17 protein-coding genes and 1 tRNA gene are annotated in these 19,576 nt (G+C 68.3%); 8 read left to right on the top strand and 10 right to left on the bottom strand.

What is annotated here, in order from left to right:
- The first annotated feature begins 914 nt into the window (after nt 1-914).
- Complete coding sequence (locus IT182_12600) at nt 915-1,316, top strand: hypothetical protein (GenBank protein ID MCC6164181.1); 402 nt, start codon at nt 915-917, stop codon at nt 1,314-1,316.
- A gap of 140 nt (nt 1,317-1,456) precedes the next feature.
- Here IT182_12600 and IT182_12605 read toward each other — a convergent pair whose 3' ends face one another.
- The 3 genes from IT182_12605 to uvrA form a co-directional block, all read right to left on the bottom strand.
- Nucleotides 1,457-2,077, bottom strand: a complete 621-nt coding sequence (locus tag IT182_12605; protein MCC6164182.1) for a DNA-3-methyladenine glycosylase — start codon at nt 2,075-2,077, stop codon at nt 1,457-1,459.
- Between the two features lie 51 nt (nt 2,078-2,128).
- A complete protein-coding gene (locus IT182_12610; GenBank protein MCC6164183.1) occupies nt 2,129-3,385 on the bottom strand; it encodes a HEAT repeat domain-containing protein in 1,257 nt (418 codons plus the stop codon).
- Nucleotides 3,386-3,569: 184 nt separating this feature from the next.
- The gene (uvrA, locus tag IT182_12615; protein ID MCC6164184.1) at nt 3,570-6,464 is read right to left on the bottom strand and encodes an excinuclease ABC subunit UvrA; all 2,895 of its coding nucleotides are present in this window, start codon (nt 6,462-6,464) and stop codon (nt 3,570-3,572) included.
- 229 nt (nt 6,465-6,693) lie between these two features.
- Between uvrA and IT182_12620 the strand changes: the two genes are divergently transcribed.
- From IT182_12620 to IT182_12635, 4 genes are read left to right on the top strand one after another with little or no spacing between them, the layout of a single operon-like run.
- Nucleotides 6,694-7,449 carry a glucosamine-6-phosphate deaminase gene (locus IT182_12620; protein MCC6164185.1) on the top strand — a complete coding sequence of 252 codons (756 nt, stop codon included), beginning with the start codon at nt 6,694-6,696 and terminating at the stop codon, nt 7,447-7,449.
- A 4-nt stretch (nt 7,450-7,453) separates the two neighbouring features.
- Nucleotides 7,454-8,764 (top strand): MFS transporter, encoded by a 1,311-nt coding sequence (locus tag IT182_12625; protein MCC6164186.1) that lies wholly within the window; start codon nt 7,454-7,456, stop codon nt 8,762-8,764.
- On the top strand, nt 8,757-9,737 hold the full coding sequence (locus tag IT182_12630) for an N-acetylglucosamine-6-phosphate deacetylase (GenBank protein ID MCC6164187.1): 981 nt from the start codon (nt 8,757-8,759) through the stop codon (nt 9,735-9,737). The genes IT182_12625 and IT182_12630 overlap by 8 nt, the downstream gene beginning before the upstream one ends.
- 54 nt (nt 9,738-9,791) lie before the next feature.
- On the top strand, nt 9,792-12,083 hold the full coding sequence (locus tag IT182_12635; GenBank protein ID MCC6164188.1) for a PAS domain S-box protein: 2,292 nt from the start codon (nt 9,792-9,794) through the stop codon (nt 12,081-12,083).
- 94 nt (nt 12,084-12,177) lie between these two features.
- Here the strand turns inward: IT182_12635 and IT182_12640 are convergent, their stop codons facing one another.
- Complete coding sequence (locus IT182_12640) at nt 12,178-12,879, bottom strand: DUF1080 domain-containing protein (protein MCC6164189.1); 702 nt, start codon at nt 12,877-12,879, stop codon at nt 12,178-12,180.
- A 37-nt stretch (nt 12,880-12,916) separates the two neighbouring features.
- Here IT182_12640 and IT182_12645 point away from each other — a divergent pair, with 37 nt between their 5' ends.
- Nucleotides 12,917-13,681 (top strand): arginyltransferase, encoded by a 765-nt coding sequence (locus IT182_12645; GenBank protein ID MCC6164190.1) that lies wholly within the window; start codon nt 12,917-12,919, stop codon nt 13,679-13,681.
- Between the two features lie 135 nt (nt 13,682-13,816).
- On the opposite strand, the gene IT182_12650 is transcribed toward IT182_12645, so the two are convergent.
- A tRNA-Thr gene (locus IT182_12650) sits at nt 13,817-13,892 on the bottom strand.
- Between the two features lie 66 nt (nt 13,893-13,958).
- Nucleotides 13,959-14,264: a hypothetical protein gene (locus IT182_12655; GenBank protein MCC6164191.1), complete on the bottom strand. Its 306-nt coding sequence runs from the start codon at nt 14,262-14,264 to the stop codon at nt 13,959-13,961.
- A 191-nt stretch (nt 14,265-14,455) separates the two neighbouring features.
- Between IT182_12655 and IT182_12660 the strand changes: the two genes are divergently transcribed.
- Complete coding sequence (locus tag IT182_12660; protein MCC6164192.1) at nt 14,456-15,244, top strand: TIGR00730 family Rossman fold protein; 789 nt, start codon at nt 14,456-14,458, stop codon at nt 15,242-15,244.
- Nucleotides 15,241-16,035 (top strand): SDR family oxidoreductase, encoded by a 795-nt coding sequence (locus tag IT182_12665; GenBank protein MCC6164193.1) that lies wholly within the window; start codon nt 15,241-15,243, stop codon nt 16,033-16,035. The genes IT182_12660 and IT182_12665 overlap by 4 nt, the downstream gene beginning before the upstream one ends.
- 27 nt (nt 16,036-16,062) lie before the next feature.
- Here the strand turns inward: IT182_12665 and IT182_12670 are convergent, their stop codons facing one another.
- The 4 genes from IT182_12670 to IT182_12685 form a co-directional block, all read right to left on the bottom strand.
- A complete protein-coding gene (locus tag IT182_12670) occupies nt 16,063-16,446 on the bottom strand; it encodes a hypothetical protein (GenBank protein MCC6164194.1) in 384 nt (127 codons plus the stop codon).
- 115 nt (nt 16,447-16,561) lie between these two features.
- The gene (locus IT182_12675) at nt 16,562-16,783 is read right to left on the bottom strand and encodes a hypothetical protein (protein ID MCC6164195.1); all 222 of its coding nucleotides are present in this window, start codon (nt 16,781-16,783) and stop codon (nt 16,562-16,564) included.
- Between the two features lie 2 nt (nt 16,784-16,785).
- Nucleotides 16,786-18,183, bottom strand: coding sequence for a GMC family oxidoreductase (locus IT182_12680; GenBank protein MCC6164196.1), 1,398 nt, complete (start codon nt 18,181-18,183; stop codon nt 16,786-16,788).
- Between the two features lie 5 nt (nt 18,184-18,188).
- Nucleotides 18,189-19,550: a hypothetical protein gene (locus IT182_12685; GenBank protein MCC6164197.1), complete on the bottom strand. Its 1,362-nt coding sequence runs from the start codon at nt 19,548-19,550 to the stop codon at nt 18,189-18,191.
- Nucleotides 19,551-19,576: the final 26 nt, after the last annotated feature.

Here is a 19,576-nt window from a genome sequence, read left to right on the forward strand (position 1 = left end):
GTGGATCAGCACAACGAGCAGCCCAAGCCCTTCATCTGGACGGCGTCGGCGAAAGACATCCTCGCAAAAGTCGCGCGTGCACGAACCGCTCAGGATAATCGATGATCTTTTGGTCGCACTACACTAGCGTCCGATAACACACCTTCTGTTTCCTCCTCGACACTAATCCACGTCCTGTTCCTCTTCGCGACGCTGGCTACCCTGATGCGCACTGGCAGCATCAGCCTGGGATGGTCATCGGACACGTCGGCGTTGGTGCGTCATGTGCGTCATGTGCTTGCTCCGAACTCGAGGTGACGCGACTGGTTCGAATCGAGGCATGCGTCGTCATTCCCATGTCACATGGGCGGCCATGAGTTACTGCGAACGCGTTTCTTGTCGAATAACTCAGGCGGACCTACGGTCGAGTGACTCGCCTCCTCGGAGTCAGAGAGAGCAATGAGTGTGAGTACGAATCTCCTCCGGCAGGAAGACGACCTGGCTGCCCGGAGAGATGAACCACGTCTCTCGAATCAAGTGAGCAACCGCTTCGTACCGTTCAGGAGCACGTCGCCCCCGCGCGCGTCGCCATGAGCGGCGTTCCGCACTCGGTGGCAGGCCGGGGCGTATGCGCGCCTGATCTCGGGCCACGATAGCGGGCCGGGCGACCTGTCCGCCATAGCCCTGACGGCGAGGGTGGAAGCCCGGCCCCGACACCCCGAAAGAACTGCCATCTCGCCCTCCGGTCGCCGGCAACTGCCTGGTTGCGGAGGGCTCTATCGATAATTAGCTCATCGGCGATGATGAGCACCGACATCGTGAGATCGTCCCCAGAGCCGTGACTCTCCGGTATGCAACGACGCGTGACGTCTGTTGTATGATCACGCTTTGTCCGGGCAGTGGACACGTTGATGAGTCAGGAGGACTCGCCGAACATGTCACACGAGGATCAGGTCAGCATCTACAGGCAGATCAAGGACGTGCTCGAAGCGGAACGCGCCCGACTGAACGACGCGATCGCCGCAATCGACGCCCTCATCGAACCGGCGCCACACGTACCTCTGCCCCACTACACCTCCCCCCCGAGAAGCGCACACAAGAGCGGCGGCCCCAAGCGCGGGCTCAAGGACACCATCGTCACGCTGCTGAAGACCAGCAACGAGCCCATCAGCACGTCGGATATCGCGAAGATGCTGAAGGCAAAGGGCTTTCCGCAGACCACGTATGCGTCGGTCTATAACACGCTGGCCCGCATCGAGCGGAGTGGCAAGGGTGTCGTCGTGAAGCACGGGAGCGCGTGGCACATCTCGTCGCCTCTGGCTCGCTCGCACAACTGACACCGACGCGGCTGGAGTGTGTGGCACGCCCGGGGCGTGAGCGCACTCCTTTGCGCCTTTCGCGCTTGCCCTTTCTGCTTTGATCCTTCCGCCTTTGTCGCTGTCCTTGTCCGTTACCCTTTGGACTTTTCCCTTTTCTGTTACCGCGGTCGTCCCGACACCGACGGGTGTCCCGGGACGTATGCGCGCCAGAGGTGCTCGGTGCCCACGCGGATGCCGATGCGCGGGCTCCATTCGATGGACCAGGCGCGGTGCGCGCGCGACGGGGATTCGATGCGCAGGGCGCCCGTGGTCAGCGGCAACTGATTCTGCGCACCGGTAATCGCCAGCGCACGCGTCAGGTTCCCGGGGCCGCGACAGAGATCGGCATCGCGTCCCGTCCATGACGGCACCGTACCTGCCGGACTCCCCTGCCGGACGCGCGCACGGCGGGCGCGCATCAGGTCGAGCCCGATCTCCGGTTCGATGGCGCGAATGAGGATCGCGGCCGGCGATCCCGCCGGCTCGGCGACGACGTTCACCATCCAGTGCACGCCGTAGTTGAAGTACACGTACGAGATTCCCGGCGGTCCGTAGAGCGGCACGTTCCGCGGGGTCGGCCCCGGTGCCGCATGGCACGCGGGATCGTCCTCGCCGATGTAGGCCTCGACCTCGACGATCAATCCACCGGTGATGCCGTCAGGCGTCTCGTGGACGAGTCGCTTCCCGATCAGCCGTCGCGTGACGTCGAGCGCTGGCCCGGCGAACAATCGACTGGTCACGCTGGAAACGACCGGTTGCCCATTGCCGGTTGCCGGGTGCCGGGGATCCCGTCACACGGCCTTCTGGCGCAGCCTGGCGATCGCGCGTTCGGCGGCGCGGACAACGCGGAGGTCGCTGTCGCCGCGGGCGCGTTCGAGCAGGGTCAGGGCTTCGGGGCCACCGATGAAGCCGAGCACGAGGGTGGCGCGTTCGCGCGTTTCCACGTCCGACGAGCCGAGCGCCTGTTCGAGACCGGGGATCGCGCGCGGCCCGAGTTCCACCAGGTATGCCATCGCCTGCTCGTGGTTCGCGCCGTTGTCGAGTGCGCTCACGAGCGTCGACACGCCACCGCTCGCCAGGCCACCACCGACGACGGCGGCGAAGGCGCCGGCAAGGAGCACGTCGGTCTGCTTCGCGCCGGCCAGCGCGAGGCCCGCCTGCTGCGCGGCTTCGCGGTTGCCGCTTCGCGCGAGTCCTTCGGCGGCGAGCCGGCGCAGGTTCGGTGACGATGAGGACAGCTGCGCGGTGAAGAGCGGCTGCGACGACGCGTGCGCGATGCGTGCGAGCGCGTCGAACGCGGCCTCGGCGCGCGGACCCTTGCCGTTGTAGTGCTGGAACTGCGTGGTGAGCGCATCGAGCGACTGCCACGCCTTGATGTCGCCGAGCGCACGCATCGCCGCGGTCGCTACGCGCGTGCTCTTGTCGTTGAGCGCGGCCACCAGGGCATCGCCGGCTGTCGCCACGCGCAGGCCGCCAATCACGCGCGCCGAGGCCTCGCGGATGTCCTCGACGGGATCCTGCAGCAGGCGCGTGAGCGCGTCGGCCGCGTAGCCGTCGAGCGGCGGGCGGGCCATCACACCGAGCGCGTACACGGATTCGAGGCGCACGCGCGGGCTCAGGTCGAACATCGACTGCGCGAGGCCGTTGGTCAGCTCGATGGGCACGGGCTGCGGGATGAGCCCGTACGGGCCGAGGTCATAGATGCGCTGCGCCGCGGCGGTGAGCCGCGATGTCGGCCGCACGCGCAGGCCCTTGCGCCTGTCGAGCACCTCGGGCTTCTCGACGTGGTAGAAGCTCAGCAGCGTGTAGATCGCCTCGAGCTGGATGTCGTCCACGGGATCGGTCAGCACCTGGCTGATCGACGCGATCGCCTCGGGGTACGCCGTGGCGCCGAGCGCCCGCAGCGCATCGCGTCTGACCTCGGCGTCGGGTGATTTCAGCTGCGCGACCACCTGATCGTAGGACGCGCGCGGCGCCGCGTCTTGCGCCATCACCGGAGCAGCGCCGATCGCCAGCACCGCCGCCACCATCAATCGAGGAATGCGCATCGGCGATCAGTGTAGACCGAACCGACAGCGGAACGACGGCAACCGGCAACCGGTTGGGCCGTCACCGGCGCGGGTGGCGCCGGACGGGGTCGTCCCGCCCGGGCCGACGAGCCTCTCCCGTACAAGTGCTCTTGGCGAGGAGGACGGGTGTGGCTGTCCGGCGACAGGACCTGCGCCATCAGCTCTACATCGCTGCGGCCTGGAGGATGGCTCTCAGATGTCGGCCCGTGTGCGAAGCGGCGATCTCGGCGATCGCTTCGGGGGTACCGGTGGCGACGAGGGAGCCGCCGCCGTGGCCGCCTTCGGGGCCGAGGTCGATGACCCAGTCGGCGGTCTTGATGACGTCGAGGTTGTGCTCGATCACGAGCAGCGAATGGCCTGCCGCGAGCAGTTTCCTGAACGCGGCGAGCAGCTTCGCAATGTCGTCGAAGTGCAGGCCGGTGGTCGGCTCGTCGAGGATGTAGAGCACGCGCTCGCCGCCCTGCGTCGCAAGGTGCGCGGCGATCTTGATGCGCTGCGCTTCTCCACCAGACAGCGTCGTCGCCGGCTGACCGAGGCGAAGATAGCCGAGGCCGATTTCGTCCAGCACCTGTAACCGGCGCAGCACCTTCGGCAGGCCGTTGAAGAACTGCAGGGCCTCGTGCACGGTGAGGTCGAGCACCTGGTGGATGTTCCTGCCGCGATACGTGACCTCGAGCACCTGCGGACGGAAGCGCGTACCGTCGCACACGTCGCACGGCACGAACACGTCGGCCAGGAACTGCATCTCGACGCGCACCTGCCCTTCGCCTTCGCACGCATCGCATCGTCCGCCGGGCACGTTGAACGAGAAGCTGCTCGCCGTGAGGCCGCGCGTCCTGGCGTCCTTGGTCGACGCGAAGAGCTCGCGGATCGGATCGAACGCCTTCAGGTACGTCACGGGATTGGACCGAGGCGTGCGGCCGATCGGTGCCTGATCGACGAGCACGACGTCCGACACGAGCTCGATGCCCTCGATGCGACGGCAGGCTCCGACGGCCTTGTCCCAGTCGCCCTTGGCGCGCTTGATGCCGGCGTGAATCACGTCGTGCACGAGCGTGGACTTGCCGGAGCCGGACACGCCGGTGACCACCGTGAACAACCCGAGGGGAATCTCGACGTCGACGTCCTTCAGGTTGTGTTCCGCGGCACCGAGCACACGCAGGCGCTGCCCCGTCGGCTTGCGCCGCGTCGAAGGGATCGGGATCGCCAGGTCGTCGCGCAGGTACTTGCCCGTCAGCGAGCGCGCATCCTTGCGCAGCCCTTCGAGCGAACCCGCGTACACCACGCGTCCACCGAGTTCGCCGGCGCCGAGCCCCATGTCGATGATTTCGTCGGCGACGGCGATCATGTCGGCGTCGTGTTCGACGACGAGCACGGTGTTGCCCTGATCGCGGAGCTGCCTGAGGATCTGGATGAGGCGCAGGTTGTCGCGCGGATGCAGGCCGATCGACGGTTCGTCGAGCACGTACAGCGTGCCCACCAGCGCCGATCCGAGGGACGTCGCCAGGCTGATGCGCTGCGACTCGCCGCCCGAGAGCGTGGAGGACAGACGATCGAGCGTCAGGTACTCGAGCCCGACGTTGCTCAGGAACGTCAGGCGCTTCACGATCTCTGCCTGGAGCTTGGCGGCGATCGTCGCCTCGCGTTCCGACAGCGACAGTCCGGTGAAGAACGCGAGCGCGTCGCTCACCGTCATCGCGCCCACGCGATCGATGGTGAGTCCCTGCACCTGCACGTCGCGCGCCTCGCGACGCAGCCGCGAACCATGGCAGTCAGGACAGATCTGGTAGCCGCGGTAGCGACTCAGGAACACGCGGACGTGCACCTTGTACTTCTTGCGCTCGAGCACCGCGAAGAACCCGCGCACGCCCTCGTAGGTGCCGTCGCCATCGACAACGAAGGCGCGCTCGGCCTCGGTCAGCTGCGCCCACGGCACGTCGAGCCGCACCTTGCCGTCGCGGCCGTGTCGCTTCAGGAGCATCTGGTAGCCGCGATACTGCGGCTTGGTCCACGGGTCGATCGCCCCCTGCGCCAGCGTCTTGCCCGGGTTCGGCACGACCAGTCCGAGATCGAGTTCCATGACGTTGCCGAAGCCGTGGCACGTCGGGCAGGCCCCGAACGGGTGGTTGAACGAGAACAGCCGCGGCTGCGGCACCTCGTACGGAATGCCGCACGCACGGCACTCGAACCGCTCCGAGAACTCGTGACGCACGGCCTCGCTCTGTCGCGCGCCGCTCTCACCGGGTTCGATGGCGAACGCCGCGCCACCGCCCTCCTGATAGGCGATCTCCAGTGAGTCGGTGATGCGTCCCGTGACGTCGGGCCCCACCTTCACGCGATCCACGATCACGTCGAGCCGCGCGCGCCCTTCGAGGGCTTTCATGGGAACGTCGGCGAGCGTCTGCACCTCCCCATCGAGCAGCACGCGCGTGAAGCCGCGGCGGCGCAGGGTGTCGAGCGTGGCTTCGAGCGAGAGCCGCACGTCCTGCTTCGTCGCGCGTGCGCTGGACTTGGCCTCGTCCTGTTCGTCCCGCGCGTCCTCGTCACCCGTCACGTGCAGGCTCACGACAGGCATCTCGAAGCCGAGGAGCAGACGCGTGCCTTCCGGAAGCGTAGCCAACCGCTGCGCGACGACCTCCGCCGACTCACGGATGACCTCACGCCCGCAGTTGCGGCAGTACGTCCGGCCGACGCGCGCGAACAGCAGGCGCAGGTAGTCGTGGATCTCGGTGGTGGTGCCCACCGTGCTGCGCGGGTTGCGGATGCTGTTCTTCTGCCGGATCGCGATGGCCGGCGAGATGCCGTGAATCGCGTCGACGTCGGGCCGCTCCATCCGCTCGAGGAACTGCCGCGCGTAGGCCGAGAGCGACTCCACGTAGCGGCGCTGCCCTTCGGCGTAGATCGTGTCGAAGGCGAGCGACGACTTGCCGGATCCCGACACGCCCGTGATGACGATCAACTTGCGCGCCGGCAGCGTGACGTCGACGTGCTGGAGGTTGTGCGTGCGGGCCCCCTTCACCACGATGTCCCGGATAGGCGCGGAGGGGGAGGTAGACATCAAACTACCAGCATACTCGACCGGCAACCGGCAACCGGCAACCGGCAACCGGCACCCGGCAACCGGCAACCGGCACCCGGCACCCGGCCACCGGCAATGCCGGGAATGTCGGGGGCGTCAGCCTGTGGACGTCGGGCGTACGGTTCGGCCCAACCGGTTGCCGGGTTGCCGGGTGCCGGTTGCCGGTCGAGAGGCCCTCCGGCCTCTCGACGTGCTAGAGTCGCGCGCGATGACGATCACAGTTCATGCGGATGCGGCGGCGATGGGAGCGGCGGCCGCGGCGGAGGTGGCGCAGGCCATCAACGACGCGGTGCAGGCGCGCGGGCGCGCGCGGATCATCGTGGCCACCGGCGCCTCGCAGTTCACGTTCCTCGATGCCCTCGTGGCGCGCACCGACGTGCCGTGGGCACAGGTCGATGCGTTCCACCTCGACGAGTACATCGGCCTGCCGCTCGCCCACAAGGCAAGCTTCAGGAAGTACCTGCAGGAGCGGCTGTTCAGCCGGGTGCCGATCGGCTCGGCGCTGCTGCTCGACGGGGAAGGCGATGTCGAAGCGGTCCGCGCGTCGGCAGGTGCCGCGATCAGCGCCGCCCCCATCGACGTGTGCTGCTGCGGAATCGGCGAGAACGGCCACCTGGCCTTCAACGACCCGCCGGCCAACTTCACGACGGAGGATCCGTACCTCATCGTCGATCTCGACGAGGCGTGCCGCCGACAACAGGTGGGCGAAGGCTGGTTCGGCAGCCTGGACGAGGTCCCGAAACAGGCCCTCAGCATGTCCGTGCAGCAGATCCTGAAGAGCCGCCTCATCTGCTGCATCGTGCCCGACGAACGGAAGTCCGTCGCGGCACAGGCCGCGATCGAAGGGCCTGTCACGCCGCACGTGCCCGCGTCGATCCTCCAGACGCACGCGAACACGCGGATCTTCCTCGATCCTCCTTCCGCATCGCGCCTGCAGGCAGGCACGATCGCCTCGCAGACGTAAGCCCGTGTCGAGCGAGCCGCGCAAGATCCCGCACTTGCGGTGGTACATCGCCATCCTCCTGTGCCTGGCGTCCGAACTGAACTACCTCGATCGCCAGGCGCTGTCGGTCCTCGCGACCCAGATCCAGAAGGACGTCGGCTTCACCGACGCGCAGTACGGCCAGATTACGTCGGCGTTCCTGATGAGCTACTCGGTCATGTACCTCATCAGCGGACGCATCCTCGATCTGATCGGGACGCGTCGCGGTTACCTGTATTTCGTGACGGCGTGGTCGATCGCGGCCATGAGTCATGCGCTCGCCCGCACGCCGTTCCACTTCCAGGTCGCGCGATTCGGCCTCGGCGCCGCTGAAGCCGCCGTCATCCCCGGTGGCGTGAAAGCCGCCACCGAGTGGTTCCCCGTCCGCGAGCGCGCGCTGGCCGTCGGCATCTTCAACGCCGGTACGGCGCTCGGCTCCACCCTTGCCGTGCCCGTCATCGGCGCCATCAGTCTCTACTTCGGCTGGCGTGCTGCGTTCATCGTCTCGGGCGCCCTGGGATTGCTGTGGCTCCCGCTGTGGGCGTGGCTGTATCACAAGCCCGAAGACCATTCCCGTATCACCGCCGAGGAACGCGCCCTGATCCTTGCCGACCGGTCGGCGACCGAGACGCAGGCGCCGCCGCCGATGCGCGTGCTGATCCGGATGAAGGAGACGTGGGGCTGCGTGGCGGCACGCGTGCTCACCGATCCGATCTCGTACCTCCTGAACTTCTGGGTGCTCAAGTACCTGGAAGACGTCTACGCCATTCCGCGGACGACGCTGCTGGCGGTCGGGTGGCTGCCGTACGCGGCGCTGGCAAGCGGCAACATCGCGTCTGGCGCGATCCCGCGCTACCTGGTGACGTCACTCGGCTTCACCGTCAACCGCGCGCGCAAGCTCGTGACGTTCACCGTGTCTGCCACGGCGCTCGTGCTGTTCCTCGCCCTCGCGCGCATCGACTCGATCGCGCCGTACGCGGCCAGCGTCGGCATGGACATCACCACGCTCGCGCTCGTGTGCGTGACGGCGGCGATGTTCTGTCACGGGGCCTGGGGCAACGTGATCCTGCCAGCGGAAGTATTCCCCGCGCGGGCCGTGGGGTCGGTGACAGGACTCGGCGGGCTGCTCGGGAGCATCGCCGGCGTGATCACGCAGCGGATCATCGGTCAGGTGGTCGAGGGCGCGGGATACGCGCCCGTCTTCCTCGTCTGCGCCTCCGCCTACCTCATCGCCTTCTTCCTCGTCGTCGTGTTGATCGGCGAGCTCGGGCGGATCAGGGACCTGAAGGATGCCTAGCCATCGCGGGCCGGGGTTGATCGACCTCCAGGTCAATGGCTTTGCGGGTGTCGACTACAACACCGACGCCTCGACGGAAGCGATTGCCGGATCGTTCGACGCGATGGAGGGGACCGGCGTCGGCCTCTGCCTGCCGACGATCATCACCTCGTCGTTCGAGCGGTTTCGCGATTGCGCGCGGCGCATCCTCGACACACGGCATCCGATCGTCGCGGGCCTGCACATGGAGGGACCGTACATCTCGCCTGAGGACGGCTTCCGCGGCGCACACCCGCGTGCGTGCGTAATCCCGGCGTCGATGGACGACTTCAGGCGTCGCGTCGACGCAGCAGACGGGCAGATCCGCCTGCTCACGCTCGCAGCGGAAGTCCCCGGTGCGCTGGCCGTCATCGAAGGCGCCGTGGCGATGGGCGTGCGCGTGGCCATCGGGCACACCAACGCGACGACAGCGCAGATCGCCGACGCCGTGCGTGCCGGCGCGACCCTCTCGACGCACCTGGGCAACGGTTTGCCGGTCACGCTGCCCCGCCATCCGAATCCGATCTGGGACCAGTTGGCGCTCGACGCCCTGCACGCGTCGCTCATCGTGGATGGGCATCACCTGCCACCTGCCACGGTCGCCGTGATGGTGCGAGCCAAGACGCCGGCGCGCACGATCCTGGTGACAGACGCGATGATGGCCGCCGGCGCGCCGCCGGGTCCCTATCGCATCGGCGACCTGGAGGTTGTGGCAGACGCCTCGGGTCGCGTGGCGGCTCCGGGGTCACTCACGCTGGCTGGCTCCTCCCTGACGATGCCAGCCGCCGTGGGGCATACGGCCAAGTGGGCGGCACAAGATGTAGCGGTCGCGTGGGCGATGGGGTCAATTCAGCCCGCTCGCTACCTCGGAATCGCCCCTCGCGGTCAAGCGGAGATCACCTGGAGTGACGACTGGAGCCGGGTCGAAGGAGTGACATTCAGCGGCACCACATGATGCGCCAAGCCCATCCGCCCGATATTCTGGATGGGTTCGAATTCTGGTTCACGCGTGCACACCACACCATCCAAGCGCTGGCTGAACGTCTACGTCTGCGCCGTGATCGCCACGGGGCTGGGGCTGCTTTTCGGCGCCCTTCCCACGGTGCGCGAGTCACCGTGGGTGTTTGCCGGCCTGCTGGTCCTGTCGGCCCTGCTGTCGGCGCTCAAGATCCACGTTCCCCTGGCGCGCGGCTGGGCGACGATGTCCACGTCGTTCGCCGCGCTGTTCGTGGCGATGCTCACGGCCGGATTCGGGCCGGCCCTGGTCATCGCTGCCGTGTCGGGCTGGGTGCAGTCGGCCTTTCACAGCAAGACGCGCTCGCCGCTCTGGCGCCACCTGTTCAACAGCATGATGCTCGTGCTGTCGGTGGGCGCGGCCGGCTACGCCTTTCTGCTCCTCGGCGGCTCGCTCGGCGGCATCGAACAGGACCTGCGCATCGGCCCGCTGGTCGGCGCGACGGCCGCGTACTTCATCACCAACTCCCTCATCGTCTCGACGGCGGTGGCGTTGTCGACCGGGCAGCCCGTGTGGCGCTGCTGGCACGACAACTTCCTCTGGACCGCGCCGGGCTACTTCCTCACCGCGGCCGTGGTGTCGCTCGCGACACTGGTGGCCAAGTACCGCGCATGGGACCTGGTGCTGTTCGTCCTCGTCCCGGTCGCGTTCATCTACCACTCGTACAAGGTCTACTTCGGACGCCTGCACGACGAGCAGAAGCGCGTGCAGGCGATGGCCGACCTCCACGCGAGCGCGCGCGACGACCTGGCCGCCGAGAAGGAGCGCCTGGCCGTCACACTGCGCAGCATCGGTGATGCCGTCATCACCGCGGACCTCCAGGGGCGGGTGACGATGCTGAACGTGGTCGCGGAGGAATTGACGGGCCGCAACCAGGACAAGGCGATCGGCAGGGCCATCGACGATGTGCTGTGCCTGTGGGACCCGGAAGGCACCATGGTGCAGGAAGTGCCGGTGGCGCGCATTCTCGAGAGCGGGCGCATGCCCGAGGCCGAGACGAACGCGTCGCTCATCGCTCCCGATGGATCGCGGCTGTCGGTGAACCTGACCGGCGCGCCGATGTCGGACGGTGAAGGGCAGAAGGTGGGCGTGGTGCTGGTGGTGCGCGACATCACCGAGAGCGTGCGCCTCACGCAGGAGCGCGTGCGCGCGAGCAAGCTGGAGTCGCTCGGCGTGCTCGCGGGCGGCATCGCGCACGACTTCAACAACGTCCTCACCGCCGTCGTCGGCAACATCGCGCTGGCGCGCAGCGACGAGACGCTGTCGCGTGAGACGGCCACGTGGCTGGAAGAAGCCGAGCGCGCGTGCCTCCGCGCACGCACGCTGACGCATCAGTTGCTGACGTTCTCGCGCGGCGGCGATCCCATCAAGCGGCCGATGCACATCGGGCCGCTCGTTGACGCCACCGTGAAGTTCGCCGTGAGCGGGTCCAGCGTGCGCTGCAGCGTGGACATCGCCCCGGATCTGTGGCCGGTCGAAGCCGACGAGGGGCAGATCGAGCAGGTGGTGCACAACATCGTGCTGAACGCCAAGCAGGCGATGCCGCGCGGCGGGCACGTCCACGTGACGTGCAGCAACGCGCGTCTGGCGCCAACGCCCGACGCGCCGGGCGTACCGCGGCCCTACGTCAGGATCAGCGTCAAGGACCAGGGTGCCGGCATCCCCGCCGAGCATCTCGAACGCATCTTCGATCCGTACTTCACGACCAAGCCGTCTGGGACGGGCCTCGGGCTGGCCGTGTCGCACGCCGTGATCAAGAACCACGGTGGCCTGCTCCAGGCGGAGTCGGCGGTGGGCACGGGCACGGTCTTCCACATCCTGCTGCCACGGTCGGTCAAGCGCGTCGCCCCCGTGGCGTCGCCGCCCATCGTGGCGATTCCGCACGGCAAGGGCCGCGTGCTGGTGATGGACGATGACCGCTCGATCGCGAGCGTGACGGCGTCGATGCTGCGGTCGCTCGGATACTCGCCGGACATCGTGTCCGACGGCGAGATGGCCGTCGAACGCTACGTGCAGGCCATGGAAGCCGGCGATCCCTACGACGTGGTGGTGATGGACCTGACGGTGCCTGGCGGCATGGGCGGCGCGCAGGCCCTGGCCGAACTGCGCGGGCACGACCCGCAGGTGTGTGCCGTGGTGATGAGCGGCTACGCCGATACCGGGCTGCTGGCCGAGTATCAGTCTGTGGGCTTCGCCGGTCGTCTGGCGAAGCCCTTCTCCCTGCGCGACCTGGCCGTCACGCTGCACGACCTGCTGACGGCCGCGCACCGGCGGGTGACGCACTGAAACAGACCGGCAACCGGCAACCGGTGGACGGAAGCAGAAGGACAGACGGTCGTAGGGGCCGGGCGTCCCCGCCCCCCGCACGCCACTGGCGCGCTTACCGCTGCGAGAGGTCGCGGACCCAGATCTCGCGGAAGCGCATGTCGCCGTTGCCGCCCGAGTGGAGCTGGAGCGAGATGCCGCCGTCGAACGAGCGCGGCTGCGGGTCGACGAAGTCCACGAGCACGACTCCGTTCAGTCGCGAGATGTAGTGGTTGCCGACCACGGTGAGGACGTACTCGTTCCACTCGCCGCGCCGCACGACCATCTCGTCTTCGGGCTTGGGCCACACGATCCAGTTGCGGCCGTCACCGTAGAGGCCACCGGTGTGGTGCATCGCCTGGCAATCGATCTCGAACTGGAGGCCCTGGGTGATGTTGGGCGTGCCGGGCTCGAACTCCGAGTGAAAGAAGACCCCGCTGTTGCCGTCGCCATCGCACTTGAACTGCATGGCGAGCTGGAAGTCCTTGTAGTTCTTGTCGGTGCGCAGGTAGCCGTAGGCCTTGGTCACCGCCACGCCGTGGAGGATACCGCCGGGTTCGACGACCCACTTCTCCTTGCCGATCTCCTGCCAGCCCGTGAGGTCCTTGCCGTTGAACAACTGCACCCACTGCTCGCCGGGCAGCTTCGGGCGCGGCGGACGCTGGGCCGGCCTGGTCTGCGCGGGCGGCGCCGCGGGCTGTGCGGGTTGTGCGGCAACGGTGGCCGTACCCGCCGGGGCGAGCAGGAGGGCGATGGAGAGGGCATGGATGAAGCGCATGCGCGCGACTATATCGCAGGACCGGAACCGTTCGGCGATGACGCGGACCGTGTCCCCGGCCGGCGCGGCGGGCGTTACCATACGGGCAGTGGTCGCGACCTTCATCGTGTACGACGAGCTCGATCGGTGTCCGTACCTGGCCGGTCACGTGGCGCGTCTGCCGCTGCGGGTCCCGGCGCGTCCGCTCACGCGATCCGAGGTGGACGCCGCACTCGCGGCCGGCGATCGCCGGCAGGGCGTGTTCCTCTATCGTCCGGCGTGTCCCGCCTGCCAGGCCTGTGAACCGATCCGGATCCCCGTGGGGGAGTTCCAGCCGTCTGCCACGCACAGGCGCACGCTGCGCGCGGGCGACGCGCGGTTCCGTCTCGAGATCGGCAAGCCCGTCGCCGACGAGGAGCGCGCCGCGCTCTACGCGCGGCACAAGTGGGGGCGCGGCCTCACGACGGCGGAAGACAACGAGGAGATCACCGACGTCGAGACGTACGCGGCGTTCCTCGTCGAGACCTGCTGCGAGAGTCTCGAGTTCGCGTTGTGGGACGGCGACCGCCTCGTGGCCGTGGCTGTCGCCGACCGCGGCGACCAGTCGCTCTCGGCCGTCTACTGCTGCTTCGATCCCGAATACGCGCGCTTCAGTCCGGGCACGTACACGATCCTCAAGCAGTGGGAGTACTGCCAGGCCGAACAGTTGCCGCACCTGTACCTCGGCCTGTTCGTCGCCGACTCGACGCACCTGTCCTACAAGGCCAGCTTCTCCCCCCACGAACGCCGCATCGACGGCACGTGGCATCGCTTCACGCGCTGAACAGAGCGGGCCTTGGGGCCACGGGGCCTTCTGAGGACTGCGCCCACGGTTGTGGGGGCGGCCCTTGTGGCCGCCCGCCGACACCTGCGGCGTGTGCGCAATTCCGCGATTGTGAAATTCGGAGATTCTGTGGCGTGGAGCCGACGGCCGGACTTGAACCGGCGACCTGCTGATTACGAATCAGCTGCTCTACCAACTGAGCTACGTCGGCCTGCAGGGAGGCCTGTTCAACGGACGCGCCGCCGAACAACCTTGGAAGTGTAGCACGGCACGCCGGTCAGTCGGTCTCGCCGCGCCGGATGCGGGCGAGCGTCTCCTCGACCTCTCGATCGAACCGGGCGAGGTCGCGGCGCAGTTCTTCTTCGCGTTCGAGCGCCGACGCAGGATCGAACGTGGCGGCCATCGCGGTCTGGTGCATGATGCGCCGCTGCGCCACGCGGGCCTCGTGCTGCCGCCGCGCCGTCGCGATCGCCTCCCGCTGCGCATCGGTGAGCGTCACCTGCGTGACGCCCTGCGCGGCATCCTGCTGCCGCAGCTTCTCCATCACGAGTTCGAGCCTGCTCTTCGGTGCCCCATCGGTCATGGGGTGATGGTACGACGAGAGCCCGCTCGGAGGATGGGCACGCCCAGCGGCACTGCTGACCGCCGGATGAAATCCGGCGGCTACGTGTGTGAGGCGTCCGCTTGCCGGTTGCCGGTTGCCGGCTGCCGGTTGCCGGTTGCCGGTTGCCGGTTGCCGGTTGCCGTTCAGTGTCCCGCTTACACTTGACTCCCATGCCATCTGTCGCCGACATCCGCGAGCGTCCCTCGTCTGCCAACCTGAAGCCCGCGCCTCCCAGCAGCGGCAACGACCGCATCCTGCTCCAGGGGCCCCATTCGCGCCTGCACGAGCTGCGCATCGTGCTGAAGTCCGTGCGCGACTTCATCCGCGGCTTCCGCACGCTGCACTTCGCGGGGCCCTGCGTCACGGTGTTCGGTTCGGCGCGATTCGACGATCGGCATCCGTACTACACGCTCGCGCGCGAAATGGGCGCGGGCCTCAGCCGGCTCGGGTTCACCGTGATGACGGGCGGCGGGCCCGGCGTGATGGAAGCCGCCAATCGCGGCGCAAAGGATGCGGGCGGCTGGTCGGTCGGGTGCAATATCCGCCTGCCATTCGAACAGGAGCCCAATCCCTACCTCGATCGGTGGCTCACCTGCGAGTACTTCTTCGTCCGCAAGGTTCTGCTCATCAAGTACTCGTACGCCTTCGTGGCCCTGCCCGGCGGGCTCGGCACCCTCGACGAACTCTTCGAAGTGCTCACGCTCATCCAGACCGGCAAGGTGCACTCCTTCCCCGTCGTCCTGATGGGACGCGAGTACTGGGCGCCGCTCATCGCGCAGTTGAACGACATGGTCGAGGCCGGCACCATCGGTCCGCAGGATCTCGACCTGCTGCTCGTCACCGACGATGTGCAGGAAGCGCTGGGGCATGTCAAGGAAGGAGCGATCACGCCGTTCGGCCTCACACCCAGACAGTCGCCGCACCCCTGGGCGGTCCTGGGCGAACGCGGGCGCGCGTGATGGCCACGCTCACCGGTCGTCGCGCGCTCGTCACCGGCGCCACGCAAGGCGTGGGACGGGCGATCGCACTCGCGCTCGCGCGTGCAGGCGCCGACGTCGTGCTGCACGGACTGCGCCTCGATTCGCAGGCGGAGCAGACGCGCGTGCAGTGCGAGGCGGCCGGGGTGCGGGTGGCACTGGTGTCGGGCGATCTCTCGTCGCGCCCCGTGGAGGCCGCGGCGCAGGTCTGGCGCGAGGCGACGGTCGCGATGCCGGGCATCGATCTGCTCGTCAACAACGCCGGCACGTGCCTGGACACGACATCGTTCCTCGACCTCTCACCGGACGTCTTCGAACAGACGATGCGGTTGAACGTGCAGGCGCCCTTCTTCCTGACGCAGCAGTGTGCGAGGGACTGGGTGGCGCGGGGCACGCAGGGACGCGTGCTCTTCACCGGCTCGATCAACGGCCGGCTGGCCGAACCGAATCACGCCGCGTACGACACGTCGAAAGGCGCGATCGAGATGATGGTGAGGACGCTGTGCGTGTCGCTCGCACCGAAGGGCATCCGCGTGAACGGGATGGCGCCGGGCCTCGTGCGCACGCCGCTCACCGACGCGTTCCTCTCGGACCCGAAGGCGATGGCGTGGATGCAGTTGCACACGCCGAACGGCGCGGTACCGGGGCCCGACGTGTGCGGTGAGGCGGCGGTGTTCCTGCTCAGCGACGCCGCGTGGCACATCCACGGGCAGATGCTCCTCGTCGACGGCGGGATGAGCGTCTGGCAGCAGCCCGACATCCCATCCTCCTGAGCAACACGCGCCGCGCGTGACGGCGTGCTACTCGGTACGCACGATCCCGACGGCAATCGTGGTCGTGCAGTCGACGCGCAGGAGTTCCGTGTCGCTCACGCCGTACTTCCCCGCCGGTGCACGGTAGTCGCCCTGTCCGGACACCTTGCGGACCAGTTGCAGGGACGTGTTGTCGCGCGGGTCGACGATCGTCGTCAGGCAGGCGTTGCCCGACTTCGCACGACCATCCTCCTGCACGAACATGTCGGGCGGGTTGCTCGCCAGGCGGTCGATTGTTCGCGGCGGCGACACGAGCACCTGTCGCACGGTGGCACAGCCACCAGACACGGCGAGCGTCACGACGGCCATCAGCACGGGTACACGCATGTTCTCGTCCTCCTGATGCCCGTACACCGACAGGATCACCGTCACGGGCTTCCCTTCTGGCTATCGGCGCGGCGCGACGTGGGCTTCAACCGGACCTGCGCGGGCCGGGCACGCCAGGCCCCTGCGATGTGGTGCGCGACGCGGGCCGCACGCCGGAACCTCACATCTCACGGCCGGCTATCGCATCCCTGTCGGCGGTCGTGAGGATCCAGCCTTCGTGGTCGACGAAACCGGTGGCGGGGGCGGGGGGCGTCACGCGTGGCGCGGTGGGCGAGGCGACACCGACCGGCGGCGCGAGCACGTTCGGCGCGGCGGCACCGGATGTGATCCACGGTGCAACGGCGGTACAGGCGAGGAACGCGCGGCGCGAGAGAGTGGTCATCGTCAGCCTCGTGTCGTGCGGAGGTGCGACGCGAGCCGCATGGAGAGCGCGACGATCGTCAGCGTGGGGTTGGCCGCGCCGACCGTCGGGAACACCGAACTACCGGCGAGATACAGGTTGGCGTAGCCGTGCACGCACAGCGACGCGTCGCACACCGAGTCGCGCGGAGTCGCCCCCATGCGGGTGGTGCCCATCGTGTGCCCGCCGCCTGTCGTCTCGCGATAGATCGCGTTGTTGAGCAGCCGCACCGCACCGATCTTCATGGTCGTGAGCGCCTCGCCGGCCAGTCGCGTGCTCTCTTCGATCGAGCGCAGGTCGCGCGAGGAGAAGCTGCAGTGCGTGCGGAGGCGATGGCTGCCCGCCCACGTACGATCGGCAAGGATCTCCACGCGGTTGGACGCACTCGGCTCCTGTTCCGATCGCGCGAAGAGCATCGCCCAGTCCAGGGACACGCCGAACGACGCTTCCAGGCGCGCCTTCACGTCCTGACTGTCCGCTGGCGCCTCGACGGGACCCTGTACCGCCAGTGAACACGGAAGCAGATCGTGACGCGTCATCAGCGGCGGCGCGACGCGCAGCGCCACGAGCCCGGGCCCGAATCCGTCGGGCATCGGCGGCAACCCGGCGCGATGGACCAGCACGTGTCCGCTCACCACGTGCGGATGCTCCATGAGGAAGCGACCCACCAGCCCCGACTCGTTGCCCACGGGCGTATCGGTGTCCGCGGCGGGTTGCAGCAGGATCTGCGCATTGCCCAGCCCGCCACACGCCAGCACGACGGTCTGCCCCTCGCGCACGGCGAGCGTCTGCGAGGTACGCGAGGGTCCCGTCAGTTCGAGCCCTTCCACACGCTGGCGCCATCGACTCGTCAGCCTGACCACGGTGTGGCGCATGAGCAGATCCACGCCTGCCGAGGACCCGATGTCGCCAGCGAGCGCGGGCAGGCGCACCGGCACGTCGTGTGAGAGCGGACAGGAAACGAGCGTGTCGCCGAAAGCCGTCCCAGGACGACACACGGCGGCAGGACGACCGAGCCATTCGGCGGCACGGGCGTACTCGCCGTCGAGATCGGCGCGCGCGATCGGCCACGCAGGCCGGCCGTCGCCGCCAGCGAAATCCGACGGTTCGAGTGCCGCCACCACGCCCGACCAGCGCGAGGACGTACCGCCAAGCGCCCGGATCCAGTGGTTCGCCCAGTAACCGTCGGAGAAGTGTCCGTACTCGTCGCTGCGCGTCAGCTCACGGGTCTCCTGAGTCTCCGTCGCGTCGCCCCCCTCGATCAGCAGCACACGAGCGGCGGGCGCGAGCGCCTGCGCGATGGGCAGCGCGGCAAACGAGGTCCCGACGATGATGACGTCGTAGGGGGCGAGTCCGTCGAGGCCGAGATGCTGGAGATGCATCGGGATCAGGGCACCGGCGGAAGGCCGTACCAGACGAGCCACGGCGCGGCGACGGCCAGGGCCGCGAGCGCACACGCCACGGCGGCCACACGCCAACCGTCGATGCGCTCGCCAACCGCGTCGACGACACGGCCCGCCATGAAGGCCAGCGTGAGGTACGTGGTGAAGAAGAGGTCCACGTCGCCGACGGGGCCGAGTCGCGGCACCATGAACGCGAGGTAGTACACCTGCACCCCCACGAGCGCGATTCCCAGCGGCATGCGCACGTCGCGCCGGCACGCGAGCCATGTGACACGACCCGCGCGCCACGCGCGCCACGTCGCCGCCAGCAGCAACGGCATCGTCCACCAACCTCCGCCCCACACGACGAGCGCCCCAACCTCACGCGCCCGCGCCATCGTCAGCACGGCGTCGAGCGAGAAGACCAGCGAGGTGGGACCCGCCGATAGGCCGACGTAGCGCGCGGGCATGTTCGCTTCACCGAAATTCATCACGCCATACAAGGCCTGGAAGTAGTGCGGAATGCCGAGAGGCCAGCAGATCGCGATCGTGACGGCGGCCACCACGAGGCCGGTCGCCACGACCCGCGCCGCACCTTCGGGTCGAACGACGGCCCATGCGCCAAGCGTCAGGCACGCGACAGGCAGGAACCCGATGTATACGAGCGGCAGCAGTGCCACGAGCGCGCCGACCTGCGTTGGCGTCCTGTCGCCGAGCGGGCGCTCGAACACCCACGCGAGCACGGCCACGAACGGCACCGCGATCAGCGGGTAGTACTCCGTATAGCCCGACATGAACAGGAGCCAGACGGGCGTGAGCGCGGGCAGCAGGACGGAGAGCCGACCGGGCCAGCGTCGCAGGAGGGCCAGCGTGCCGCCGACCATGCACACCGTGCCGAGCAACGCAAGGAAGGCGTTGGCCGACTGCCACGCGACGGGCAGTCGGGCCGCGACAGGCGGCAGGCCCCACACAGCCGCATGGAGGGTCGACGCCGCGGTGCTGCCGACAAGCCAGCGTGGGACGACACGCCCTTCGGTCACGAAACTGCTGAACACGGCCCCGTCGCCGTAGGGTCGTTCCGGCAACACACCCGCCGACAGGCATGCCAGACACACGACGGCCACCGTCACCTGGAGAACGAGAATCGCGGCGGTGGCGCGCCCGAGCGGCGTCTCGCCCGAGACGGCGACGAGCGTCAGCACCCCGCCGAGGGCCAGCAGGCCGGCCCGCGACACCGTCAGCGGGGCGGCACCGAGGAGCGATGCCAGGACGAGAGACACCATCGCGGCAACGACGAACGTCACGCCCGTCACGACGGAGATGCGCCGGTCGCCGGGCATCGGCCACGCGCTCGAAATCATCGTCACGGCACAGGATGCTACCCGACGTCGCG

This window comes from Acidobacteriota bacterium (genome assembly GCA_020845575.1).
GTDB lineage: Bacteria > Acidobacteriota > Vicinamibacteria > Vicinamibacterales > Vicinamibacteraceae > Luteitalea.